General features: G+C 63.9%; 20 protein-coding genes and 1 other RNA gene. 16 read left to right on the forward strand and 5 right to left on the reverse strand.

All coding sequences use genetic code 11. The features are described from left to right. Nucleotides 1-50: 50 nt before the first annotated feature. On the reverse strand, nucleotides 51-1,313 hold the full coding sequence (gene rho / locus FAZ95_RS09870; protein ID WP_136893545.1) for a transcription termination factor Rho: 1,263 nt from the start codon (nucleotides 1,311-1,313) through the stop codon (nucleotides 51-53). A gap of 199 nt (nucleotides 1,314-1,512) precedes the next feature. After that, the gene (gene trxA / locus FAZ95_RS09875; RefSeq protein ID WP_137332284.1) at nucleotides 1,513-1,839 is read right to left on the reverse strand and encodes a thioredoxin TrxA; all 327 of its coding nucleotides are present in this window, start codon (nucleotides 1,837-1,839) and stop codon (nucleotides 1,513-1,515) included. 388 nt (nucleotides 1,840-2,227) lie between these two features. On the opposite strand from trxA, the gene ffs reads away from it, so the two are divergent. The 5 genes from ffs (at nucleotide 2,228) to FAZ95_RS09900 (ending at nucleotide 7,040) form a co-directional block, all read left to right on the forward strand. Next, an RNA gene (gene ffs, locus FAZ95_RS09880) (signal recognition particle sRNA small type) lies at nucleotides 2,228-2,326 on the forward strand. Nucleotides 2,327-2,467: 141 nt separating this feature from the next. Next, the gene (gene dnaX, locus FAZ95_RS09885) at nucleotides 2,468-4,759 is read left to right on the forward strand and encodes a DNA polymerase III subunit gamma/tau (RefSeq protein WP_137332285.1); all 2,292 of its coding nucleotides are present in this window, start codon (nucleotides 2,468-2,470) and stop codon (nucleotides 4,757-4,759) included. A 96-nt stretch (nucleotides 4,760-4,855) separates the two neighbouring features. Next, nucleotides 4,856-5,182 (forward strand): YbaB/EbfC family nucleoid-associated protein, encoded by a 327-nt coding sequence (locus tag FAZ95_RS09890; protein WP_136893548.1) that lies wholly within the window; start codon nucleotides 4,856-4,858, stop codon nucleotides 5,180-5,182. Nucleotides 5,183-5,215: 33 nt separating this feature from the next. After that, nucleotides 5,216-5,812, forward strand: coding sequence for a recombination mediator RecR (gene recR / locus FAZ95_RS09895; protein WP_137332286.1), 597 nt, complete (start codon nucleotides 5,216-5,218; stop codon nucleotides 5,810-5,812). Between the two features lie 19 nt (nucleotides 5,813-5,831). Then, nucleotides 5,832-7,040 carry a CaiB/BaiF CoA transferase family protein gene (locus FAZ95_RS09900; RefSeq protein ID WP_137332287.1) on the forward strand — a complete coding sequence of 403 codons (1,209 nt, stop codon included), beginning with the start codon at nucleotides 5,832-5,834 and terminating at the stop codon, nucleotides 7,038-7,040. A 123-nt stretch (nucleotides 7,041-7,163) separates the two neighbouring features. Here FAZ95_RS09900 and FAZ95_RS09905 read toward each other — a convergent pair whose 3' ends face one another. Then, the gene (locus FAZ95_RS09905) at nucleotides 7,164-8,138 is read right to left on the reverse strand and encodes an NADPH:quinone oxidoreductase family protein (protein WP_137334492.1); all 975 of its coding nucleotides are present in this window, start codon (nucleotides 8,136-8,138) and stop codon (nucleotides 7,164-7,166) included. A gap of 177 nt (nucleotides 8,139-8,315) precedes the next feature. On the opposite strand from FAZ95_RS09905, the gene surE reads away from it, so the two are divergent. Genes surE through FAZ95_RS09930 form a run of 5 tightly spaced genes read left to right on the forward strand, consistent with a single transcriptional unit; the run spans nucleotide 8,316 to nucleotide 12,743 of the window. After that, a complete protein-coding gene (gene surE, locus FAZ95_RS09910; protein ID WP_137332288.1) occupies nucleotides 8,316-9,074 on the forward strand; it encodes a 5'/3'-nucleotidase SurE in 759 nt (252 codons plus the stop codon). Beyond that, nucleotides 9,071-9,937, forward strand: coding sequence for a protein-L-isoaspartate(D-aspartate) O-methyltransferase (locus FAZ95_RS09915; protein WP_137332289.1), 867 nt, complete (start codon nucleotides 9,071-9,073; stop codon nucleotides 9,935-9,937). Before surE ends, FAZ95_RS09915 begins: the two co-directional genes overlap by 4 nt. 5 nt (nucleotides 9,938-9,942) lie before the next feature. Then, on the forward strand, nucleotides 9,943-10,860 hold the full coding sequence (locus FAZ95_RS09920; RefSeq protein ID WP_137332290.1) for a peptidoglycan DD-metalloendopeptidase family protein: 918 nt from the start codon (nucleotides 9,943-9,945) through the stop codon (nucleotides 10,858-10,860). 11 nt (nucleotides 10,861-10,871) lie between these two features. After that, complete coding sequence (rpoS, locus tag FAZ95_RS09925) at nucleotides 10,872-11,963, forward strand: RNA polymerase sigma factor RpoS (RefSeq protein ID WP_137332291.1); 1,092 nt, start codon at nucleotides 10,872-10,874, stop codon at nucleotides 11,961-11,963. Between the two features lie 3 nt (nucleotides 11,964-11,966). After that, nucleotides 11,967-12,743 carry a 3'-5' exonuclease gene (locus FAZ95_RS09930; RefSeq protein WP_137332292.1) on the forward strand — a complete coding sequence of 259 codons (777 nt, stop codon included), beginning with the start codon at nucleotides 11,967-11,969 and terminating at the stop codon, nucleotides 12,741-12,743. 24 nt (nucleotides 12,744-12,767) lie between these two features. On the opposite strand, the gene FAZ95_RS09935 is transcribed toward FAZ95_RS09930, so the two are convergent. After that, nucleotides 12,768-13,634: an endonuclease/exonuclease/phosphatase family protein gene (locus FAZ95_RS09935; protein WP_137332293.1), complete on the reverse strand. Its 867-nt coding sequence runs from the start codon at nucleotides 13,632-13,634 to the stop codon at nucleotides 12,768-12,770. A gap of 73 nt (nucleotides 13,635-13,707) precedes the next feature. Between FAZ95_RS09935 and rlmD the strand changes: the two genes are divergently transcribed. Next, nucleotides 13,708-15,114: a 23S rRNA (uracil(1939)-C(5))-methyltransferase RlmD gene (gene rlmD / locus FAZ95_RS09940; protein WP_175425556.1), complete on the forward strand. Its 1,407-nt coding sequence runs from the start codon at nucleotides 13,708-13,710 to the stop codon at nucleotides 15,112-15,114. Nucleotides 15,115-15,206: 92 nt separating this feature from the next. Here the strand turns inward: rlmD and FAZ95_RS09945 are convergent, their stop codons facing one another. Then, nucleotides 15,207-15,905, reverse strand: coding sequence for a Bax inhibitor-1/YccA family protein (locus FAZ95_RS09945; RefSeq protein WP_137332294.1), 699 nt, complete (start codon nucleotides 15,903-15,905; stop codon nucleotides 15,207-15,209). Nucleotides 15,906-16,172: 267 nt separating this feature from the next. On the opposite strand from FAZ95_RS09945, the gene ndk reads away from it, so the two are divergent. From ndk to hisS, 5 genes are all read left to right on the forward strand, one after another. Continuing rightward, nucleotides 16,173-16,598 (forward strand): nucleoside-diphosphate kinase, encoded by a 426-nt coding sequence (gene ndk / locus FAZ95_RS09950; RefSeq protein ID WP_137332295.1) that lies wholly within the window; start codon nucleotides 16,173-16,175, stop codon nucleotides 16,596-16,598. Between the two features lie 138 nt (nucleotides 16,599-16,736). Then, nucleotides 16,737-17,891: a dual-specificity RNA methyltransferase RlmN gene (gene rlmN / locus FAZ95_RS09955; RefSeq protein WP_137332296.1), complete on the forward strand. Its 1,155-nt coding sequence runs from the start codon at nucleotides 16,737-16,739 to the stop codon at nucleotides 17,889-17,891. Between the two features lie 192 nt (nucleotides 17,892-18,083). Next, nucleotides 18,084-19,262 (forward strand): helix-turn-helix domain-containing protein, encoded by a 1,179-nt coding sequence (locus FAZ95_RS09960; protein WP_137332297.1) that lies wholly within the window; start codon nucleotides 18,084-18,086, stop codon nucleotides 19,260-19,262. A 79-nt stretch (nucleotides 19,263-19,341) separates the two neighbouring features. Then, nucleotides 19,342-20,658 carry a flavodoxin-dependent (E)-4-hydroxy-3-methylbut-2-enyl-diphosphate synthase gene (ispG, locus tag FAZ95_RS09965; RefSeq protein ID WP_137332298.1) on the forward strand — a complete coding sequence of 439 codons (1,317 nt, stop codon included), beginning with the start codon at nucleotides 19,342-19,344 and terminating at the stop codon, nucleotides 20,656-20,658. A gap of 18 nt (nucleotides 20,659-20,676) precedes the next feature. Next, nucleotides 20,677-22,017, forward strand: a complete 1,341-nt coding sequence (gene hisS / locus FAZ95_RS09970; RefSeq protein ID WP_137332299.1) for a histidine--tRNA ligase — start codon at nucleotides 20,677-20,679, stop codon at nucleotides 22,015-22,017. The last annotated feature ends 47 nt before the right edge of the window (nucleotides 22,018-22,064 follow it).

Here is a 22,064-nt window from a genome sequence, read left to right on the forward strand (position 1 = left end):
AAAACCGTCCGCAGGGCGGACGGTTTTTCTGGGGCGGTGGGCTGTGCGTATCAGCCGCCGCGGCGCATCAGATCGAAGAACTCGGAATTGCCCTTCGTCTGGCGGATCTTGTCGAGCAGGAATTCCATTGCCTCGACTTCGTCCATATCGTGGATGAACTTGCGCAGCACCCAGATCTTCTGTAGGACTTCCGGTTTGATCAGCAATTCTTCGCGGCGTGTGCCCGACTTGTTCAAGTTGATCGACGGGTACACGCGCTTTTCCGCGAGACGCCGCTCGAGGTGCACTTCCATGTTGCCGGTGCCCTTGAACTCTTCATAGATCACGTCGTCCATGCGGCTGCCGGTTTCGATCAGCGCGGTGCCGATGATCGTGAGCGAGCCGCCTTCCTCGATGTTGCGCGCAGCGCCAAAGAAGCGCTTCGGACGCTGCAGCGCGTTCGCATCGACACCGCCCGTCAGCACCTTGCCCGACGCCGGAATGACCGTGTTGTAAGCACGTGCGAGACGCGTGATCGAGTCGAGCAGAATCACGACATCGTGCTTCATTTCGACGAGGCGCTTGGCCTTCTCGATCACCATTTCGGCGACTTGCACGTGACGCGTGGCCGGTTCGTCGAACGTCGACGCGATCACTTCGCCCGCCACCGAGCGCTGCATTTCCGTCACTTCTTCCGGACGCTCGTCGATGAGCAGCACGAACAGGACGACATCGGGATGGTTCTGCTTGATCGCGTGCGCGATGTGCTGAAGCATCACGGTCTTGCCCGACTTCGGCGAAGCGACGAGCAGGCCGCGCTGGCCTTTGCCGATCGGCGCGATCATGTCGATGATGCGGCCGGTGACGTTCTCTTCGCCGCGCATTTCGCGCTCGAGCAACAGCGGCTTGTTCGGGTGCAGCGGCGTGAGGTTCTCGAACATGATCTTGTGTTTCGAGGCCTCGGGCGGCTGCCCGTTGACTTTGTCGACCTTCACCAGCGCGAAGTAGCGCTCGCCGTCCTTCGGCGTGCGGACTTCGCCTTCGATGGTGTCGCCGGTGTGCAGGTTGAAGCGGCGGATCTGCGACGGGCTGATGTAGATGTCGTCGGTGCTCGCGAGGTACGACATTTCAGGCGAGCGCAGGAAGCCGAAGCCGTCGGGCAGCACTTCGAGCGTGCCGTCGCCGAAAATGGTTTCGCCGGTCTTGGCGCGCTTCTTGAGAATGGCGAACATGAGTTCCTGCTTGCGCAGGCGGTTCGCGTTTTCGATCTCGAGGCCGTTTGCCATCTCGATCAATTGCGACACGTGCTGAGACTTAAGCTCGGATAAATGCATACGGAGATCCCGTCGGGGAGAGAAGGTGCGACGAAATGAATTCTGGGAGGAGGAATCGAGCGGAACCGCTCAGGGACTTACACGTCTTCTTGAAGTCTTATGATTCTAGCATAGCACACGCGAAAACCCGCCCGGGCGGCGGATCGGCACGCATGGGCCGCGCGTGTTGTCCACTGACAACACGCGCGGAGAACAACGATTAAAGGTTGCTGTCGAGGAACGCCGTCAATTGCGACTTCGACAACGCGCCGACTTTCTGTGCAGCGACCGCGCCGTTCTTGAACAGGATCAGCGTGGGAATGCCGCGCACGCCGAACTTGACCGGCGTCGACTGATGTTCGTCCACATTGATCTTTGCGATTTGCAGGCGGTCGCCGTAATCCTTCGCGACTTCGTCGAGGATCGGGGCAATCATCTTGCAGGGACCGCACCACTCGGCCCAGAAGTCGAGCAGGACGGGTTTATCGGATTTCACGACGTCCTGTTCGAACGATGCGTCGCTAATGTGCTTGATTTGTTCGCTCATGTATGAATACCTCTTTCGGTTCGAGGCCCGCCTGAAAATTGCTCGCCACGATACACCAAAACTGGGAAAAGTTCCGTTCGCGCTACCGCTCGATGAGTCCCGGCAAAACGCGTTGGAGCATGGCTTCGAAGCGTTTTCACGTACCGGAAACCGCGGTTTGCGGGTCATCCGAGCGTCATATTAGCCTAAATTGCTATGCGTTGCCGGTAGCGATAGTACTCATTCGCACAGTAGGGTTGTCGGGGCTCCCATGCATCATCGGGCCTTCGTTCAGCTTGCGTCTCGGCTCGAAAATGGAGGTGCCGCGAACGAATGCAATAGGCGTGCTGCGCGATAATCTCGCGATTTAGATTCGCGCTGCGCGGTGACCGATGATAGAATGCGCCGTGACGGGCCTCCTCGCATGGAGGGGCGGTCAACCTGGTCAGGTCGGGAACGAAGCAGCCACAGCCGTTTTCCACCAGTGCCGAGGGTCGGGCTCGTCACCTTCCGCTTTATCTTCCGTTGTTCCTCATCTTCCGCTTTCCATTCCCTTTTTGCCTTTCGGCTTTTCAGCCTTTTAAAATCGTTGCTGGCCGACATTGGCGTGTCGCGTCTGTGTGTCGTTGTGTCCTGATACAATTTCCGGATGACCTATCAAGTTCTCGCACGCAAGTGGCGACCGAAGGATTTCGCTTCGCTCGTCGGACAAGAACACGTCGTGCGCGCGCTCACGCACGCGCTTGACGGCGGGCGTCTGCACCACGCCTATCTGTTCACCGGAACCCGCGGCGTCGGCAAGACGACGCTTTCGCGCATCTTCGCCAAAGCGCTCAATTGCGAAACCGGCGTGACCTCGACGCCGTGCGGCGTGTGCCGCGCGTGCCGCGAGATCGACGAAGGGCGCTTTGTCGACTACGTCGAGATGGATGCGGCAAGCAACCGCGGCGTCGATGAAATGGCGGCGCTGCTCGAGCGGGCGGTGTATGCGCCGGTCGATGCGCGCTTCAAGGTCTACATGATCGACGAAGTGCACATGCTGACCAACCACGCGTTCAATGCGATGTTGAAGACGCTGGAGGAGCCGCCCGCGCACGTCAAATTCATTCTCGCGACCACCGACCCGCAAAAAATTCCGGTCACGGTTCTCTCGCGCTGCTTGCAGTTCAATCTGAAGCAGATGCCGGCCGGGCATATCGTGTCGCACCTCGAGCGGATCCTCGGCGAAGAGCAGGTTGTGTTCGAGCCGCAGGCGCTGCGTCTGTTGGCGCGCTCGGCCGAGGGCAGCATGCGCGATGCGCTATCGCTGACGGATCAGGCGATCGCCTACTCGGCGAATCAGGTCACCGAGGAAGCGGTGCGCGGCATGCTCGGCGCGCTCGATCAGAGCTATTTGATTCGTTTGCTCGATGCGCTCGTCGCCGGCGACGGTCCGCAAGTGCTGGCGGTCGCGGACGAGATGTCGTTGCGCAGCTTGTCGTTTTCCAATGCGCTGCAGGATCTCGCGGGCTTGCTGCATCGGATCGCGTGGGCGCAGTTTGCGCCGACGTCGGTGCTCGACGAGTGGCCCGAGGCGAACGACCTGCGACGTTTCGCGGACGCGCTGACGCCCGAACACGTGCAGCTCTTCTATCAGATCGCGACGCTTGGCCGTAGCGAGTTGGGTCTCGCGCCCGACGAATTTGCGGGCTTCACGATGACGCTGCTGCGCATGCTGGCGTTCGAGCCGGCCGCACCGGGCGGTGGGGGCGCCGCGCCCGCGCCGCGAGCGGCGGCACCGGCTGTCGGCGGCGGAGCGGGCCGTCGGCCGTCCACCGCGCCGACGGTTGCCGCGCAGTCGGCTGCGCCTGTAGAGCGGCCAGTTGCTTCGCCGTCGGCCGCAGAGCCTTCGCGTGATGCGTCGCCAGCGCAAGCGTCGGCGGATCAGCAAGCTGCCGCCGCGCCACAGGCTGTTGAACTCGATCGCGGGGCCGTCAAGCCCGAGGCGGCTTCAGAAATAGCGGACGTGCCTCCAGAGGAGACCGTCAGGCGCGTGGAGCCGATCGCAATCCCGCCGGCAGCTGTAGCGGCGGAGCCGGCATCTCCGCCACCACCGCCGGACGCCGCGCCACGTTCTCGCGCGGGTGGCGCAAGCGCGGCGCTCGATGTGCTGCGTAACGCCGGCATGCGCGTGTCGGCGGATCGCGGCCGCGCAGCGGCTGCCGCAACAGGTGCGAAGCCCGCGCCGGCCGTCGCGCCCAAAGCGAGTGCACCCCAAGTCAAGGTGCCCACGCCGCGTGCCGTGACGCGAGACGAGCCGGCAAGCCCGTCGGCTTCGAATGCCGCGCCGACTCCCCCTTGGGACGACATCCCGCTCGACGACTACGTCCCGGCATCCGCCGAAGACGCGTACTTCGCGCAGCCCGACGACGGTTTTGTCCCTGCCTTCGACAGCGCTCGTGACGACATGCGGATCGAGCCGAAAGCCCCTCAAGCCACAGCGCCGGTCGACACGCGTCCGTTGCCGCCGGCGATTCCGCTCGACGCGATCGGTTTCGACGGCGACTGGCCGGCGCTCGCCGCCGGCCTGCCGCTGAAAGGGATTTCTTATCAGCTCGCGTTCAACAGCGAACTGACGGCACTGGAAGGGGCTACCTTGAAGCTGAGCGTTCCCGTGCCGCAATACGCGGAAAGCTCACAGGTCGCGAAGCTCAAGGCCGCGCTCGCCGAGAAGCTCGGCAAACCGGTCGACGTGCAAGTCGAGGTCGGGCCGGCGCGCCGCACGGCGGCGGCGCTCGATGCCGCCGCGCGCGCCGAGCGTCAACGCGAAGCCGAACGCGAGATCGGCGCCGACCCGTTCGTGCAATCGCTGATCCGCGAATTCGGCGCGAGCATCGTGCCGGGGTCGATCCGGCCGATTACGCCCGATGTGTCGGCGGGCGCCGGCAGCGCCGCGCGCTGAGCTGAAGCATCGACATCACTTCCCAACATTCGTGGCGCGCTGCCAACAGACAACGCGCCGCATTGAAAACCCAAACGAACACGAAGGAGCAAGTCCATGATGAAAGGCCAACTCGCGGGGCTGATGAAGCAAGCCCAGCAGATGCAGGAAAACATGAAGAAGATGCAGGAGCAGCTCGCCCAGATCGAAGTCGAGGGGCAGTCGGGCGCCGGTCTCGTCAAGGTGACGATGACCTGCAAGAACGACGTGCGTCGCGTCCAGATCGACCCGAGCCTGCTCGCTGACGACAAGGACATGCTCGAAGACCTCGTCGCTGCCGCGTTCAACGATGCCGTGCGCAAGGCCGAGGCCACCGCGCAGGAAAAGATGGGCGGCATGACGGCCGGCCTGCCGCTTCCGCCGGGCTTCAAGCTGCCGTTCTAAGCAGCCGCTATTTGATCGACAGCGCCGATTTGCATGAAACAACCCTCCGCCTTGTCGGCGCTCGTCGAAGCGCTGCGTGTGCTGCCCGGTGTCGGACCGAAGTCCGCGCAACGGATGGCGTACCACCTGATGCAGCACGATCGCGAAGGCGCCGAGAAGCTCGGACAGGCGCTGCTCTTCGCGACCGAGCATCTGCAGCACTGCGAGAAGTGCAACACGTTCACCGAAGCGCAGATCTGCGAGGTCTGCAGCGACGAGGAACGCGATCCGACGCTGTTGTGCGTCGTCGAGACGCCCGCCGATCAGATCATGCTCGAACAGACGCTGACCTATCGCGGGCTCTATTTCGTGCTGATGGGGCGGTTGAGCCCGCTCGACGGCATCGGCCCCAAGGAAATCCATTTCGACCGGCTCGTGAAGCGCGCGTCGGACGGCATCGTCAAGGAAGTTGTGCTGGCAACCAACTTCACAAATGAAGGCGAGGCGACCGCGCATTACCTCGGGCAGACGCTGAAGGCGCGCGGCCTTTCGGTGACCCGTCTTGCGCGCGGTGTGCCGGTGGGCGGCGAACTCGAATACGTCGACGCCGGCACGATCGCGCGTGCGATGCTCGACCGACGCGCGCTCTAGCCCGTTCTGCAGGAATCCCATGACCGCGACCACCACCGGCCCTCTGGCGGGCATCAAAGTCCTCGAACTCGGCACGCTGATCGCCGGGCCGTTTGCCGCGCGTTTTCTCGGCGAATTCGGCGCCGACGTCATCAAGATCGAAGACCCGAACGGCGGCGATCCATTGCGCAAATGGCGCAAGCTCTATCCGGAAGTCGGCGGCACCTCGCTGTGGTGGGCTGTCCAGGCGCGCAACAAGAAGTCGGTGACCGTCAACCTGAAAGCGGAAGAGGGCAAGGAGATCGTACGGCGGCTCGCGAAGGAAGCCGATATCGTCGTCGAGAATTTCCGCCCGGGGCTCCTCGAAAAGCTCGAGCTCGGCTACGACGTGCTGTCGGCTGAGAACCCCGGCCTCGTGATGGTCCGTTTGTCGGGCTACGGGCAAACGGGGCCGTACTGTGACCGCCCAGGCTTCGGTGCGATCGCCGAGTCGATGGGCGGGCTGCGCCATATCACCGGTTATCCGGATCTGCCGCCGCCGCGCATCGGCATTTCGATCGGGGACTCGATCGCGGCGCTGCACGGCGTGATCGGCGCGCTGATGGCGCTGCATCACAAGCAGGTGAACGGCGGCAAAGGGCAGGTCGTCGACGTTGCGTTGTATGAGGCCGTCTTCAACATGATGGAGAGCGTCGTGCCCGAGTACGGCGTGTACGGGATGGTGCGGGAGCGCACCGGCGCGTCGCTGCCGGGCATCGTGCCGTCGAATACCTACCCGTGCAAGGACGGCAGCATCGTGATCGGCGGCAACAGCGATCCGATCTTCAAGCGCCTGATGACGGCGATCGACCGCGCCGATCTCGCGGACGATCCCGGACTCGCGCACAACGACGGCCGCGTGCCGCGCACTCAGGAAATCGACGGTGCGATCGCGGCGTGGCTTTCGACCCGCACGATCGAAGAAGCGCTCGACGTGCTCAACGCGGCGGACGTGCCGGTCGGACGCATTTACAGCGTCGCCGATATGTTCACCGATCCGCAATACCTCGCGCGGCAGATGATCCAGCAGTTCAAATGGCAGGACGGGCGCGAGATCGCGCTGCCGAACGTGACGCCGAAGCTCTCGGAGACGCCCGGTGAGACGCGCTGGCTCGGGCCGGCGCTCGGCGAGCATACGGACGAAGTCCTGCAATCGCTGGGTTACGACGCGGACCGGATCGCCGCGTTGCGCGAGCGGAACATTATCTGAGCCGATCGCGCGCGTTTGTAACGCGTTGCTCGTCGCATGACGTTGCGGCGGACATCGAGGCCGGACGAATCGCGCGCGCGGCTTCCCCGGCACGCGCGACTCGCGAATGACCGCGCCGAGCGCTTACGGCACGATGACGATTTTGCCGGTCACGCGGCGCTCGGCCATGTCACGCAACGCGCGCGGTGCGTCCTCGAGCGCGTAGCGCGCCGAGATATGCGGGCGCAGCTTGCCTTCCTGCATCCACCCGATCATCTGCCTGAACGCGGCCGCATTGCGCTGAGGCTCACGCTTGGCGAAGTCGCCCCAGAACACGCCGACCAGACTGGCGCCTTTGAGCAGAGCGAGATTCAGCGGCAGTTTCGGAATCTCGCCGTTCGCGAACCCGACTATCAGATACCGCCCGCGCCAGCCGATGCTGCGAAACGCGGGCTCCGCATAGACGCCTCCGACAGGGTCGTAGATCACGTCCGGACCTTTGCCGTCGGTGAGCGCCTTGATGCGCTCGCGCAGGTCATCACGCGTGTAGTTGATTGTCGCGTCGGCGCCGTGCTCGACGCATACCGCGAGTTTCTCGTCGCTGGACGCGGCGGCGATCACGCGCGCGCCGAGCGCTTTGCCGATTTCGACGGCGGCCAGGCCGACACCGCCCGCCGCGCCCAGCACGAGCATCGTTTCGCCGGCCTGCAACGCGGCGCGATCGACGACCGCATGGTGCGACGTGCCATACGCGAGCGTGAACGCGGCGGCGACCGCGAGATCGGCTTCGTCGGGCAGCGGCACGCAGGCTCCGGCAGGCGCTGCCGCCTGCTCGGCGAACCCGCCCAGCGCCGTGTACGCCACGACGGGCATACCCGGCCGCACATGCTCGACGCCGGCCCCCACCGCGCGCACGATCCCGGCCACTTCGGCGCCTGGCGTGAACGGCAATTCCGGTTTGAGCTGGTACTTGTTCTCGATGATCAGCACGTCGGGGAAGTTGACGCTGGCAGCCTTGACGTCGATCACGACCTGACCGGCTTGCGGTTGTAGATCGGGCAGTGTCTCGACCGTCAGGTTTTCCGGCGGTCCGTATTGATTGCAGCGGATGGCGCGCATCATGTCTCCTTCGGTGCATGGCGAGTAGAAAGCGTAGCGAATCGGGGTGTCGGAATTCGGCTTGAGCCAGTGTAAACCACCGCGAACGACCGTCCGTTTTCCGACCGGCGCGACATACCCCGAAGCACCAGCCAGCCTGTCGTTCGCGTGCCTTCTTTCCTCGGTTACAATCGCCGCATGCGAATCCTACTGAGTAACGACGACGGTTATCTGGCGCCCGGGCTCGCCGCGCTTTACGACGCGCTCAAGCCGCTGGCCGATATCACAGTGATGGCGCCCGAGCAGAATTGCAGCGGCGCATCGAACTCGCTTACGCTGTCGCGGCCGCTGTCCGTGCTGCGTTCGGCGAACGGCTTCTACTACGTGAACGGCACGCCGACCGACTCCGTGCACATCGCCCTGACCGGCATGCTCGATCACAAGCCCGATCTCGTCGTTTCAGGCATCAACAACGGCCAGAATATCGGCGAGGACACCCTGTACTCGGGGACGGTCGCCGCCGCGACGGAAGGCGTGATGTTCGGCGTGCCGTCGATCGCTTTTTCGCTCGTCGACAAAGACTGGGTGCATCTGCAAGACGCGGCGCGCGTGGCGGTCGATATCGTCAAGCATTTCCTCGAGAATCCATTGCCGGGCCATCCGCTTTTGAACGTCAACATCCCGAACCTGCCGTATGAGCAGTTGAGCGATTGGCAAGTGACGCGGCTCGGCAAGCGTCATCCCTCGCAGCCGGTAATCCGCCAGACCAATCCGCGCGGCGAGCCGATCTACTGGATCGGACCGTCGGGTGCCGCGCTCGACGCGAGCGAAGGTACCGATTTCCACGCGGTCGCCAATGGCCGGGTGTCGATCACGCCGCTGCAACTCGATCTCACGCATACGCACATGCTGGCCGCGACGCGCGAATGGGCGCGCGCCGGGCGTCACGCTTCATGACGAGCGAGCGCGCCAAGCGTTTTCCCCTGGAACTCGCCGATCTCAAGCGCGAGTCGCGCAAGCCGCAAGGCCACGCGGGGGAGTCGCGCAAACCGGCAACGGTGCGGACCGAGCCGTCGCGCGCCGTCGCGCGCGGGCATGACGCTCGCGTCGAACGCCATCCAGCCAAAACGGCCGATAAGAGCAGCGCGCCGAATGTCGCTTTGAACGGCACGCTTGCGCTGACATCGGAACGCGTGCGCGAACGGATGGTCGAACGCCTTCGAGCAAACGGCGTGACCGATCCGCGCGTCTTGAACGCGATGTCGGTCGTGCCGCGCCACATGTTCGTCGATCCCGGCCTCGCAACTCAGGCATACGAGGATGCGGCGCTGCCGATCGGCCACCACCAGACGATTTCGAAGCCATCTGTCGTCGCGCGGATGATCGAACTCGCGGCGGCCGGCCGCAAGCTCGAACGCGTGCTCGAAATCGGCACGGGCTGCGGCTATCAGGCAGCCGTGCTGAGCCAGGTGGCGCGCGATGTGTATTCGATTGAACGAATCAGGCCGCTTTACGAGCGCGCGAAGACCAACTTGCGGCCGCTGCGCGTGCCGAACATCCGCTTGCATTACGGCGACGGGCGCGTCGGCCTGCCGTCGGTGGCGCCGTTCGATGCGATCGTGATCGCCGCTGCGGGGCTCGACGTCCCGCAGGCGCTGCTCGAGCAGCTTGCCGTGGGCGGACGCCTGGTCGCACCGGTCGGCGCGCAAAGCGGACAGGCTCAGGTGCTCACGCTCGTCGAGCGTCTCGGGCCCAGCCAGTGGCGCGAGTCGCGGCTTGATCGCGTTTTCTTTGTCCCCTTAAAATCCGGAGTGATTTGACACCGATGAGTATGTTGCGCGCGATGCATAGTAATAGTTCAAATGTCCGGTTCACCGTAGCTCAGCGTGCCTTCTGCGTAGTGGTGCTCTCGGCGCTGACGGCTTGCGCGACGCGGCTCGATAACGCGCCGGTCGTCGACCGCTCGTCTTCCGGTCAGGCGGGGGCCGCCGCCGCTCTGGCTCCCGTGCCGCTCGGCCCGCCACCTCCTGGCTACTACCGTGTGAAGCCGGGCGATACGCTTTACCGGATCGCGCTCGAGAACGGCCAAAATTATCGCGACATCGCGACGTGGAACAATCTCGCGAATCCGAACCAAATCGAAGTCGACCAATTGCTGCGCGTCGCGCCGCCGGGGGCGAACGTTGCGGCGGTTACGCCGGGCGTTGCGACCGCGCCGATCGGCGGCGGCGCCGTGCAGAGCGCACCGCTTGCGAACAACGCACCGGCCGGTGCATCGGGCGTGAGCGCGGCTCAGCCGCCGATGTACGGCTCCGCACCCGCCGTGACGACGATTCCGCCGCAACCCGCCGCAAGCGATGCGGCCGCGGCGGTCGGCAACATCGCTTTCGCGTGGCCGGCGCGCGGGCCGATCCTCGGCACGTTCGACGATGCGAACAACAAGGGCATCAATATTGGCGGGGCAGCGGGTACGGCGGTGCAGGCCGCGGCGGATGGACGTGTCGTTTACGCTGGAAATGGGCTGCGCGGCTACGGCAATCTCATTATCATCAAGCATGACGCAACTTATCTCACCGCGTATGCACACAACCGCGCTTTGATGGTAAAAGAGGGGGACGCGGTGACCAAAGGGCAGAAGATCGCCGAAATGGGCAATAGCGATTCGGACCGCGTGATGTTGCATTTCGAAGTTCGCCGGCAGGGCAAACCTGTCGACCCGCTGAAGTACTTGCCGCCGCAATAAGCGAAACGACCATGCCGAAATCGAAGCGCCGCCCGCAGCAAGATGAGACCGAAACGCTCAGCCGCGTCGCGCGCGCCTCGGAGTCGGACTCCGGCGCTTCGACGAGCGAGCCCGAGGAGGAGCTCGTCGAGAACGAGCCCGAGCTCGAAGAGCGTCACAACGGTGCGGACGATTCCGGCGACGCGGCCGATTCAGCAAGCGAACCCGCACCCGATCCCGACGACTTCCGGGCGCTGCTGCAGGCCGAGCTGACTGCTGACACGATTCAGCACTATCTGAACCGCATCAGCGTGAAGCCGCTCCTGACCGTCGAGGAAGAGCAGCGCTATTCGCGGCTCGCCAAAGCGGGCGAGTTCGAGGCACGACAGGTGATGATCGAGCGCAACCTGCGGCTTGTCGTCAGCATCGCGAAGGGCTATCTGAACCGTGGTGTGCCGTTGCTCGATCTGATCGAAGAAGGCAACCTGGGCCTCATGCACGCGATCGAGAAATTCGACCCGACGCGCGGCTTCCGTTTTTCGACGTATGCGACCTGGTGGATTCGCCAGAGCATCGAGCGCGCGATCATGAACCAGGCGCGCACGGTGCGGCTGCCCGTGCACGTGATCCGCGAGCTCAATCAGGTGCTGCGCGCCAAGCGTCACCTGGAAAAGAATTCGATGAATTCCGGCGAAGCGGCAGACCGGCGCGACGCGAGCATCGACGATATCGCCTACCTGACCGGCAAGACGACCGACGAAGTGACCGATATCCTCGCACTGAACGAGCACACGGCGTCGCTCGACGCGCCGCTCGATCTCGATCCCGCAAGCAGCCTGCTCGATCTGCTGTCGGACGACCAGAGCCAGTCGCCCGATGCCGAAGTCCAGCACCGCGAACTCGAAACGCTCACGCGCGCGTGGCTGTCGCGTTTGTCGGACAAGCACCGGCACGTGATCGAACGCCGCTTCGGGCTGAATCACATCGAGCCCGCGACGCTCGAAGAGCTTGCCGATGAAATGGGCCTCACGCGCGAGCGCGTGCGGCAAATCCAGCAAGAAGCGCTCGTGCGGTTGAAGCGCTTCTTTGCGTCCAACGGCGTGCGCAAGGACGCTGTTCTCTAATCGATGACCCCCATTCTCGTTTTCGACATCGAGACGATTCCCGATGTCGCCGGCATTCGCCGTCTTGAAGATCTTCCCGCCACGCTGACCGATGCCGAAGTCGCCGAGCACGCCTTCGCGGCGCGCCGCGAAAAGACCGGCAGCGATTTTCTGCCGCACCATCTCCAGCGCATCGCCGCGATCTCGTGCGTGTTTCGCGACCGCACGGGTTTGCGCGTGCGCTCGCTCGGCACCCCCGAGGACTCGGAAGCGACGCTGATCCAGTCGTTCTATCGCGTGATCGAAAAGTACACGCCGCAACTCGTTTCCTGGAACGGCGGCGGATTCGATTTGCCGGTGCTGCACTATCGCGCGCTGGTCCACGGCGTTGCCGCGTCGCGCTATTGGGATCTCGGCGAGGACGATCGCGAATTCAAGTGGAACAACTACATCAGCCGCTACCACTCGCGCCACACGGATTTGATGGACGTGCTCGCGATGTATCAGGCGCGCGCGAACGCGCCGCTCGATGCGCTCGCGAAGCTGTGCGGCTTTCCCGGCAAGCTCGGGATGGACGGCGGCCAGGTGTGGACGGCGTTTCAGGAAGGGCGCATCGAAGAAATCCGCAACTACTGCGAAACGGATGTCGTCAACACGTACTTGTTGTACTGCCGCTTTCAATTGATGCGCGGGGCGTTTTCGCAAGACGAATACACCGATGAGATCGCGTTCGTCAAAAATGCGCTCGCGCAGGAGCCGGCGTCGCACTGGGCCGAATATCTCGAAGCCTTCGAGAGTTGAGAAGCGGCGGCGGCTGGCAACGTTTCAGTCGAGTTCGAGTAATACCGGCTGGTGATCCGAGGCGCGCGTCGCGCTATCGATTTCGCAACGTTTGAGGCGCGGCCGCAAATCCTCGGTGACGAACACGAAATCGCACGCCATCGGCCCGGACGACCACTGTACTGTGTCGTAGACGCCAGCCGTCATCGGCGGCGTCTTGCCGGGGTGCAGCGTCGTCCAGGCGTCGATAAAGGCTGGGGCGTCGTGCGGATTCTCCGTGAGCGGAGCGACGAAGCGCTGGTACGCCTCGCTCTCGAACGCGCTGTTGAAATCGCCGCAGACGATCGCGCTGACGGGGCGAGCGGTTGCGGCAAACGGTCCGGCCGCGTTTTCGGCAGGCGCCGGGCGGGCCGCATGCGCGGCAGCTTCCAGATGTAGCCGGCGCAGCTCGTCGACTTGCGCGAGGCGCTGCTTCAGCGAATAGAACTCCAGATGCGTGGTCACGACCCGGACCGATCCGCCCGGCGCGCGCAACACCGCTTCCAGCGCCACGCGCTGCATCGATGGCGCGTCGGGGTCGGCCGGCCAGGGCAGCGTATGCCGGAACACTTGCTCGACCGGCAGCCGCGTCACGATCGCATTGCCGAATTGCCGTCTCGGCGCGTTCGCTTCGAGCGGCGGCAGATCGACGCCGATCGCGTCGAGCACCGTGAAGCCGGGCAGTGCGCCTTCGAGTTCGGCGAATTGATCGCCGGACGGCCGGCCCGGCAGCGCGCCGAAGCCGCGCGTGATCTCCTGCAGGCAGAGCACGTCGAAATCGGCAATCCGCTTCGCTTCGGCGAGCGTTCGCGGAAGATCGACGTCGCCGCTCGCGTCGCGTCCCCACTGGACATTCCAACAGATCAGTCGCATCGTCAAATCTCCGTTGCGGTTTGCCGTTCGTCTACAATCTCGCCTTTCATAAACGTCTGTCAGGAATCCGCAGGTGTCCGAATCCCCCAACCGTAGCGTGCGCAAGCTGAAAAGCGCGCCGGCGCCGTCCGCCGCTCCCGTTAGTGCCCCGATTATCGAGATCGAATCGCTCGATATGGAAGCGCGCGGCGTGGGTCGCCTCGTGACGGAAACCGGCGAGCCCGGCAAGGTAATCTTCGTCGAAGGCGCGCTGCCTGGCGAGCGTGTCAGCTATTCGAGTTATCGCAAGAAGCCGAGTTTCGAGCAGGCGCAGGTTGTCGACGTGTTGCGTGAAAGCGTGCTCCGCACCAAACCGCAATGCCGTTTTTTCGGCACCTGCGGCGGTTGTTCGATGCAGCATCTGGACGTGCGCGCGCAGGTCGCCGTCAAGCAGCGCGTGCTCGAAGACAATCTCCAGCATCTCGCGAAGTTGCGCGCCGAAACGGTGTTTAGGCCGATTCACGGGCCCTCGTGGGGCTACCGCTATCGTGCGCGCCTGACTGTGCGCAACGTGGCGAAAAAGGGCGGTGTGCTGGTCGGCTTTCACGAGCGCAAAAGCAGCTACGTCGCCGATATGACGAGCTGCGAAGTGCTGCCGCCGCATGTGTCGGCGATGCTCGTGCCGTTGCGCCGGCTCGTCGAGGGGCTGTCGATTCGCGATCGGATGCCGCAGATCGAGCTGGCGGTCGGCTCGCAAGTCACGGCACTGGTGCTGCGCGTGCTCGAGCCGATCAACGCCGCCGACGAGGCGCTGCTGCGCGAGTTCGCGGATGCCCATCAGGTGCAATTCTGGCTGCAGCCGAAGGGCCCTGACACGGTCGTGCCGTTCTATCCGCTCGACGTCCCGCTCGACTACACGCTGCCGGAATTCAACATCCGGATGCCGTTCAAGCCGACCGATTTCACGCAGGTCAATCACCCGATCAACCGCGTGCTGGTGGGCCGGGCATTGCGGCTGCTGGCGCCTGCGCGTGGGGACCGCGTGCTCGATCTCTTTTGCGGAATCGGCAACTTCACGCTGCCGCTGGCGCGCCTTGCACGCGAGGTCGTGGGGATCGAAGGCAGCGAAGCGCTGACGACCCGCGCGCTCGCGAACGCCAAAGAAAACGGTGTCGACGGGCATACCTCGTTCGCCTGCCGTAATTTATTCGAGGTCACGGCCGACGACCTGCGCGCGCTTGGCGCATTCGACAAGTTTCTCGTCGATCCGCCGCGCGAAGGCGCGCTGGCTGTCTCAAAGGCGCTCGCCGAGATCGCCCAGAGCGGCGACGGGCCGCTGCCGGCGCGCATCGTCTACGTGTCCTGCAACCCGGCAACGCTGGCGCGCGACGCGGGCCTGCTCGTCCACGAGGCGGGCTACCGGCTGAAAGGCGCGGGCGTGGTCAATATGTTCCCGCACACGTCCCACGTCGAATCGATCGCGCTGTTCGAACGCGACTAAGCCGGCGATTCGAAAATCTTTCGTGCATGAAAAAACCGGCCCGAAGGCCTGGCCCGAAGGCCGGTTTTTTTACGCTGCAACAGCGTTCGAAATCAGTTGCGGTTGCCGCCGAAGATGCCCAGCAGCGCCAGCAGGTTCACGAACACGTTATACAGATCCAGATAGATCGCCAGCGTGGCCGTGATGTAGTTGGTTTCACCGCCATTCACGACGCGCTGCACGTCGAACAGCATGTACGCCGAGAAGATCGCGATCGCCAGGACCGAAACCGTCAGCATCAGCGCCGGCAGTTGCAGGAACATGTTGGCGACCATCGCGAGCAGCAGCACGATCACGCCCATGAAGAGCCACTTGCCAAGGCCGGAGAAGTCGCGCTTGCTGACCGTGGCAACGGTTGCCATCGTCGCGAAGATCACACCAGTGCCACCGAATGCGAGCATGATGAGCGACGGCCCGTTCGTGAAGCCGAGGATGAAGCTCAGCAGGCGCGAGAGCATCAGGCCCATGAAGAACGTGAAACCGAGCAGCACGACGACGCCCATGCCGCTGTTCTTCGTGCGCTCGATCGCGAACATGAAGCCGAAGGCAATGGCGAAGAACGCAAGCATGCTCATCGCCGGGCTGGTGGCGGCGAACAGCGAGAAGCCGGTCGCGACACCCACCCACGCGCCGAGCACGGTCGGCACCATCGACAGCGCGAGCAGCCAATAGGTGTTCCGTAGTACGCGGTTGCGGGTTTCGGCCGTGATGACGCTGCCGCCGCGGCCAAAGTTATAGGGGTACTCGTTCATGGTTTCTCCTTGCGTCAAACGCAGTGATGCTCTGTGATTATGCCGCGGCGCCTGCACGATGCGGCGCCGCGTGGATAGAGCCGTACCACTCCATAAGATATGCGCGGCAGCCTAGAGTTTCAACGGCCGCGGCCAGTGGAAGAGCGATGCGGAATACATCCTTTGAACCTTACGGTCGTGTAAGGGTTCAATCGCAATAATACACGGGATCATGCTACAATTGCGGATTCATTTGAATCTGTAACCTATTAATTTTCTGGAGTTTTTATGGCGATCGAACGCACCCTGTCGATTATCAAGCCGGACGCAGTGGCCAAGAACGTGATCGGCCAGATCTACAGCCGTTTCGAAAACGCTGGCCTGAAGATCGTGGCGTCCCGCATGGTGCACCTGTCGCGCGCCGACGCGGAGAAGTTCTACGCGGTTCACGCCGCGCGTCCGTTCTTCAAGGATCTGGTTGAATTCATGATTTCGGGCCCGGTGATGATTCAAGTTCTCGAAGGCGAGAACGCGATCCTGAAGAACCGCGATCTGATGGGCGCGACCGATCCGAAGAAGGCAGAAAAGGGCACGATCCGCGCCGATTTCGCCGACAGCATCGACGCCAACGCCGTGCACGGCTCGGACGCAGCGGAAACGGCTGCTGTCGAAGTGGCGTTCTTCTTCCCGGCGCTCAACGTTTATTCGCGCTAATCGTCCAACGGAAGCGCTAAAGTAGAACTCGCAGGAACTGGCGCGAACGGCACCGTGCATGCGGTCCAGTGTCCAATCAGCAGTTGAATGGGCACGGCGGCACGCACGGTTTTTCGCACTGAAATGGCAGGAATCGATATGACGAGCAGTTCAACCGTCAACCTTCTCGACCTCGACGCCGCGGGCCTCGTCGCGTATTGCGACAGCCTCGGCGAGAAGCCGTTTCGCGCCAAGCAATTGCAGCGCTGGATTCACCAATACAATGCTGCCGATTTCGACGGCATGACCGACCTCGCCAAGTCGCTGCGCGAAAAGCTCAAGGGCCGCGCGACGATCACGATGCCGGGCATCGCCAGCGACCACACTTCCGCCGACGGCACCCGCAAGTGGCTGATCGACGTCGGCAATGGGAATGCGGTCGAAACCGTGTACATCCCCGAGGAAACGCGCGGCACGCTGTGTGTGTCGTCGCAGGCGGGGTGCGCGGTCAACTGCCGGTTCTGTTCGACCGGCAAGCAAGGTTTTTCCCGCAATTTGACGACCGGCGAAATCATCGGCCAGTTGCGGATGGCGGAGTTTGCGCTGCGCGCCATGCGGCGCGAGGCGAACGGGCTCGACGCCGCCGAGGAAGGCAAGGGCGAGCGCGTCATCACGAACGTCGTGATGATGGGCATGGGCGAGCCGCTGCTGAATTACGATGCCGTCGTGCCGGCCATGCGGCTGATGCTCGACGACAATGCTTATGGGCTGTCGCGCCGCCGCGTCACGCTCTCCACGTCGGGCGTCGTGCCGATGATGGACCGTCTCGGCGCCGATCTTCCCGTGGCGCTGGCGGTGTCGCTGCACGCGTCGAACGACGCGCTGCGCGACGAACTGGTGCCCCTCAACAAGAAATATCCGCTGCGCGAGCTGATGGCTGCCTGTGAGCGCTATCTGAAAGTCGCGCCGCGCGATTTCATTACCTTCGAATATTGCATGCTCGACGGCGTCAACGACAGTGAGGCGCATGCGCGCGAGCTACTGGCGGTGACGCGCGACGTCCCGTGCAAATTCAATCTGATTCCGTTCAATCCGTTTCCGGAGTCGGGGCTGATTCGCTCGAAGCCGGAACAGATCAAGCGTTTCGCGCACGTGCTGATCGACGCGGGTGTCGTGACGACCGTGCGCAAGACGCGAGGCGACGATATCGACGCGGCGTGTGGCCAGCTCGCCGGCGCGGTGAAGGATCGCACTCGCCTTGCCGAGCGCATGGGGCGCCCGGGCAAGGTGATCAAAGTGCGGCAGGTGCATTAATCGGTGTGGATGGTGGCGCAGCTCTGGCTGACGCAGCGCTCGCTGAAAACGGGGCAGCGGGCAGTAAGGCAGGCAGCAAATCGATCGGAAGCGGCTTTCAAGCCGCACATTTTGTGATAAACGGTCTGCGAATCCGGGCTTTGACATTCCGGAGCGCACAGGTCAAAAAGAGAATCGACGCGAGGATTTGGGATGAGTGAGCCGCAGCATCCGCAGCCACACGATAACGATACGAGCGCTGGGCCGTCTGAGCCGGCCTCCGGACAAGGCGTCACGCCAATTGCGTCGCAGCCCGCGAGCGCCCAGGCGGCGCCTGACTCGCTGGCGGCGGTAGGAGCCCGCCTTGCGCAGCTTCGGGAGGCCAAGGGCTGGTCGATCGACGACGTTTCTGCCCGGCTCAAGGTGGCCTCGCAGAAAATACGTGCGCTTGAATCAGGTGATATCAGCCAGCTCCCCGACACGACATTCGCTGTCGGCGTCGTGCGCAGCTACGCGAAAATGCTCGGTGTCGATCCGGCACCGTTTACCCAGGCGCTGCGCCGGGAAAAGGGCGTGCCGGAGCCCGATCTTTCTATGCCGGCTTCGGCGGGCACGGGCTTGCCGCGCGGGAAGGTGTCGGTGTCGCTCGGCGGCGGTCCGAAGCATCGGTCGTGGCTGTGGGGCGTGGCGGCAGTCATCGTCGCCGTGATCGCGCTTGCGATGTGGCACACGGGCGGCGGCGATTCGTCGGCGTGGCTTGCGCGCCTGCGGGCCGGCGCCAATGGCGCGACCGGCGGCGCGAACGGGGCATCGGCGTCCGTGGTCGAAGGGCGGACGGCTGCTTCGGCTGCGGGGGCGGTCGAAAACGGCGCATCGGCTGATGCCGCGGCATCGGCCGCGCCGGCACCCAACGAAGCGAGTGACCCGGCGGCTGCCGCCAGCGCGGCCGAGCAAGTCCCGGCGTCGGTGCCTGTGGCGGCACCCGCGCCGGCAACGCCCGCCGCGGCCTCGTCCAGCGCTCCCGTGGTCGCTCCGAGCGCAAGCGCGCCGCAAGCGGCTGCGCCGGCCGCCAAGGCGGCATCGGCTGCCGTTGCGGCTTCGTCGGCCGCAGATGCGGCGTCTGCCGCTGCCGACGCGCCAGCCGGCGAATCGATCGTCGCGCTGCGCGTGACGCAGGACAGCTGGTTCAACGTGCGCGACAAGAGCGGGAAAGAGGTATTCTCCGGTCTCGTTCACGCCGGCGATGCGAAGGAAATTTCCGGTGAGCCGCCGTTCAAGGTGACGGTCGGCAACAAAGCGGGGCTCGATTCGTTGACGCTCGACGGTCAGCCGGTCGATTCCGCGAAGTATTCGGCAGCAAAGGGCAACGTGGCTCGCTTCTCGCTGCCTTGACGGCAGGCGCCCCGGCCGGCGGCCAGGGCGCTTTTTCAATTTAGGCGGCGCGCTTTCGGGCGCGCCGCATCCGGTGTCAATGGGTCTTTCGATGCACTCCGAAGCACATTCCGAAAGCAGCAGTCAGATTTGTTCCTCCGAGCCGATTTTCGGCGGTCATGCGCCGCGCCGCGTGTCGCACGCAGTCGATGTCCGCTGGGGTGGCCAGCTCGTGACGATCGGCGGCGACGCGCCGGTGCGCGTGCAGTCGATGACGAACACCGATACCGCTGACGCGATCGGCACCGCCATCCAGATCAAGGAACTGGCGCAAGCGGGCTCCGAACTCGTGCGCATCACGGTCAACACGCCGGAAGCGGCGGCGGCCGTGCCGGCGATCCGCGATCAGCTCGATCGCATGGGCGTGTCGGTGCCGCTCGTCGGCGATTTTCACTACAACGGCCATTTGCTGCTGCGCGACCATCCGGCTTGCGCCGAGGCGCTGTCGAAGTACCGGATCAATCCGGGCAACGTCGGCCAGGGCGCGAAGCGCGACACGCAGTTCGCGCAGATGATCGAAGCGGCGATCAAGTACGACAAGCCGGTACGTATCGGCGTGAACTGGGGCAGTCTCGACCAGGACCTGCTTGCGCGGATGATGGACGAGAACGCCTCGCGCGCCGAGCCGTGGGAAGCGCAGAGCGTGATGTATGAAGCGCTGATTCAATCGGCGATCGGCTCTGCCGAACGTGCGGTCGAACTGGGCCTCGCGCGCAACAAGATCATTCTGTCGTGCAAGGTGAGCGGCGTGCAGGACCTGATCGCCGTCTACCGCGAGCTCGCGCGCCGCTGCACGTTCGCGCTGCACCTCGGGCTGACCGAGGCCGGAATGGGCTCGAAGGGCATCGTTGCGTCGACGGCGGCGCTTGGCGTGCTGCTGCAACAGGGCATCGGCGACACGATCCGTATTTCGCTGACGCCGGAACCGGGTGCGTCGCGCACTGGCGAAGTGATCGTCGGCCAGGAAATCCTGCAGACGATGGGCCTTCGCTCGTTCACCCCGATGGTGATCGCGTGTCCGGGCTGCGGGCGCACGACGAGCACGCTGTTCCAGGAACTCGCGTCGCAGATCCAGACCTACCTGCGCACGCAGATGCCCGTCTGGCGTGACCAGTACCCCGGCGTCGAGAAAATGCACGTCGCCGTGATGGGGTGCATCGTCAACGGTCCGGGCGAGTCGAAGCAGGCGAACATCGGCATCAGCTTGCCGGGCTCGGGCGAGAATCCGGCCGCGCCGGTGTTCATCGACGGGGAAAAGGTCAAGACGCTGCGCGGCGAGCGCATCGCCGAAGAATTCCAGCAAATCGTGAGCGACTACGTCGAGCGCCGCTATGGCCGCGCGACCGCCACCCATTAATTCGTCAACCGAAACCAGATGACTGAACAGAAGAGAAAGCTCGAGAAGCTGACTGGCGTAAAAGGCATGAACGACATCCTCCCGCAGGATGCCGGGTTGTGGGAATTCTTCGAAACGACGGTGAAGTCGATGCTTCGCTCGTACGGGTATCAGAACATCCGTACGCCGATCGTCGAGCACACGCAGCTCTTTACGCGCGGCATCGGTGAAGTGACCGACATCGTCGAGAAGGAGATGTACAGCTTCACCGACGCGCTGAACGGTGAAAACCTGACGATGCGTCCGGAGAACACCGCGGCCGTCGTGCGTGCCGCCATCGAGCACAATCTTCTGTATGAAGGCCCGAAACGCCTGTGGTACGTCGGGCCGATGTTCCGGCACGAGCGTCCGCAGCGCGGCCGTTATCGACAGTTCCATCAGGTCGGCGTCGAGGCGCTCGGCTTCGCGGGGCCGGATGCCGACGCGGAAATCATCCTGATGTGCCAGCGTTTGTGGGACGACCTGGGGCTGATGGGCATCCGCCTCGAAATCAACTCGCTGGGTCTCGCCGAGGAGCGCGCCGCACACCGTGTCGAGCTGATCGCCTACCTCGAGAAGCACGTCGATGCGCTTGACGACGACGCCAAGCGCCGCCTGTATACGAACCCGCTGCGCGTGCTCGATACGAAGAACCCGGCGCTCCAGCAGATCGCCGAGAACGCGCCGAAGCTGATCGATTTTCTCGGCGACGAGTCGCGCGCGCACTTCGAAGGGCTGCAGCGCATCCTGAAGTCGAACAACATTCCGTTCACGATCAACCCGCGGCTCGTGCGCGGTCTCGACTATTACAACCTGACCGTGTTCGAGTGGGTCACGGATAAACTCGGCGCGCAAGGCACGGTCGCGGCGGGCGGCCGTTACGATCCGCTGATCGAGCAGCTTGGCGGCAAGCCGACGGCGGCGTGCGGCTGGGCGATGGGCGTCGAGCGGATTCTCGAGTTGCTGAAGGAAGACGATCTCGTTCCGGAAGACGAGGGTTGCGACGTCTATGTCGTCCATCAAGGCGATGCGGCGCGCGAGCAGGCATTCATCATCGCCGAGCGTCTGCGCGACACGGGGCTCGACGTGATCCTGCATTGCAGTGCGGACGGCGCATCGGCGAGCTTCAAATCGCAGATGAAGCGTGCCGACGCGAGCGGCGCGGCATTCGCGATTGTCCTCGGCGAAGACGAAGTCGCGAATGGCACAGTCGGCGTCAAACCGTTGCGTGACGCGGCGCAAAGTGGTGAAAAGAACGAACAACAGAACGTGCCGGTCGAAGACTTGACCGAATTTCTGATCAATGCGATGGTTGCAACCGCCGATGACGGCGACGACTGAATAGCGCCCGTCGCTCGATAAACACCAGGCACGTAGAAGAAGGAATC

It is taken from the genome of Trinickia violacea (genome assembly GCF_005280735.1).
Classification (GTDB): Bacteria; Pseudomonadota; Gammaproteobacteria; order Burkholderiales; family Burkholderiaceae; genus Trinickia_A; species Trinickia_A violacea.

Bases quoted from the DNA above. Each gene is read 5' to 3' on its own strand.
- rho (WP_136893545.1), bottom strand. From the start codon at position 1,313: ATGCATTTATCCGAGCTTAAGTCTCAGCACGTGTCGCAATTGATCGAG.
- trxA (WP_137332284.1), bottom strand. From the start codon at position 1,839: ATGAGCGAACAAATCAAGCACATTAGCGACGCATCGTTCGAACAGGAC.
- dnaX (WP_137332285.1), top strand. From the start codon at position 2,468: ATGACCTATCAAGTTCTCGCACGCAAGTGGCGACCGAAGGATTTCGCT.
- FAZ95_RS09890 (WP_136893548.1), top strand. From the start codon at position 4,856: ATGATGAAAGGCCAACTCGCGGGGCTGATGAAGCAAGCCCAGCAGATG.
- recR (WP_137332286.1), top strand. From the start codon at position 5,216: ATGAAACAACCCTCCGCCTTGTCGGCGCTCGTCGAAGCGCTGCGTGTG.
- FAZ95_RS09900 (WP_137332287.1), top strand. From the start codon at position 5,832: ATGACCGCGACCACCACCGGCCCTCTGGCGGGCATCAAAGTCCTCGAA.
- FAZ95_RS09905 (WP_137334492.1), bottom strand. From the start codon at position 8,138: ATGCGCGCCATCCGCTGCAATCAATACGGACCGCCGGAAAACCTGACG.
- surE (WP_137332288.1), top strand. From the start codon at position 8,316: ATGCGAATCCTACTGAGTAACGACGACGGTTATCTGGCGCCCGGGCTC.
- FAZ95_RS09915 (WP_137332289.1), top strand. From the start codon at position 9,071: ATGACGAGCGAGCGCGCCAAGCGTTTTCCCCTGGAACTCGCCGATCTC.
- FAZ95_RS09920 (WP_137332290.1), top strand. From the start codon at position 9,943: ATGAGTATGTTGCGCGCGATGCATAGTAATAGTTCAAATGTCCGGTTC.
- rpoS (WP_137332291.1), top strand. From the start codon at position 10,872: ATGCCGAAATCGAAGCGCCGCCCGCAGCAAGATGAGACCGAAACGCTC.
- FAZ95_RS09930 (WP_137332292.1), top strand. From the start codon at position 11,967: ATGACCCCCATTCTCGTTTTCGACATCGAGACGATTCCCGATGTCGCC.
- FAZ95_RS09935 (WP_137332293.1), bottom strand. From the start codon at position 13,634: ATGCGACTGATCTGTTGGAATGTCCAGTGGGGACGCGACGCGAGCGGC.
- FAZ95_RS09945 (WP_137332294.1), bottom strand. From the start codon at position 15,905: ATGAACGAGTACCCCTATAACTTTGGCCGCGGCGGCAGCGTCATCACG.
- ndk (WP_137332295.1), top strand. From the start codon at position 16,173: ATGGCGATCGAACGCACCCTGTCGATTATCAAGCCGGACGCAGTGGCC.
- rlmN (WP_137332296.1), top strand. From the start codon at position 16,737: ATGACGAGCAGTTCAACCGTCAACCTTCTCGACCTCGACGCCGCGGGC.
- FAZ95_RS09960 (WP_137332297.1), top strand. From the start codon at position 18,084: ATGAGTGAGCCGCAGCATCCGCAGCCACACGATAACGATACGAGCGCT.
- ispG (WP_137332298.1), top strand. From the start codon at position 19,342: ATGGGTCTTTCGATGCACTCCGAAGCACATTCCGAAAGCAGCAGTCAG.
- hisS (WP_137332299.1), top strand. From the start codon at position 20,677: ATGACTGAACAGAAGAGAAAGCTCGAGAAGCTGACTGGCGTAAAAGGC.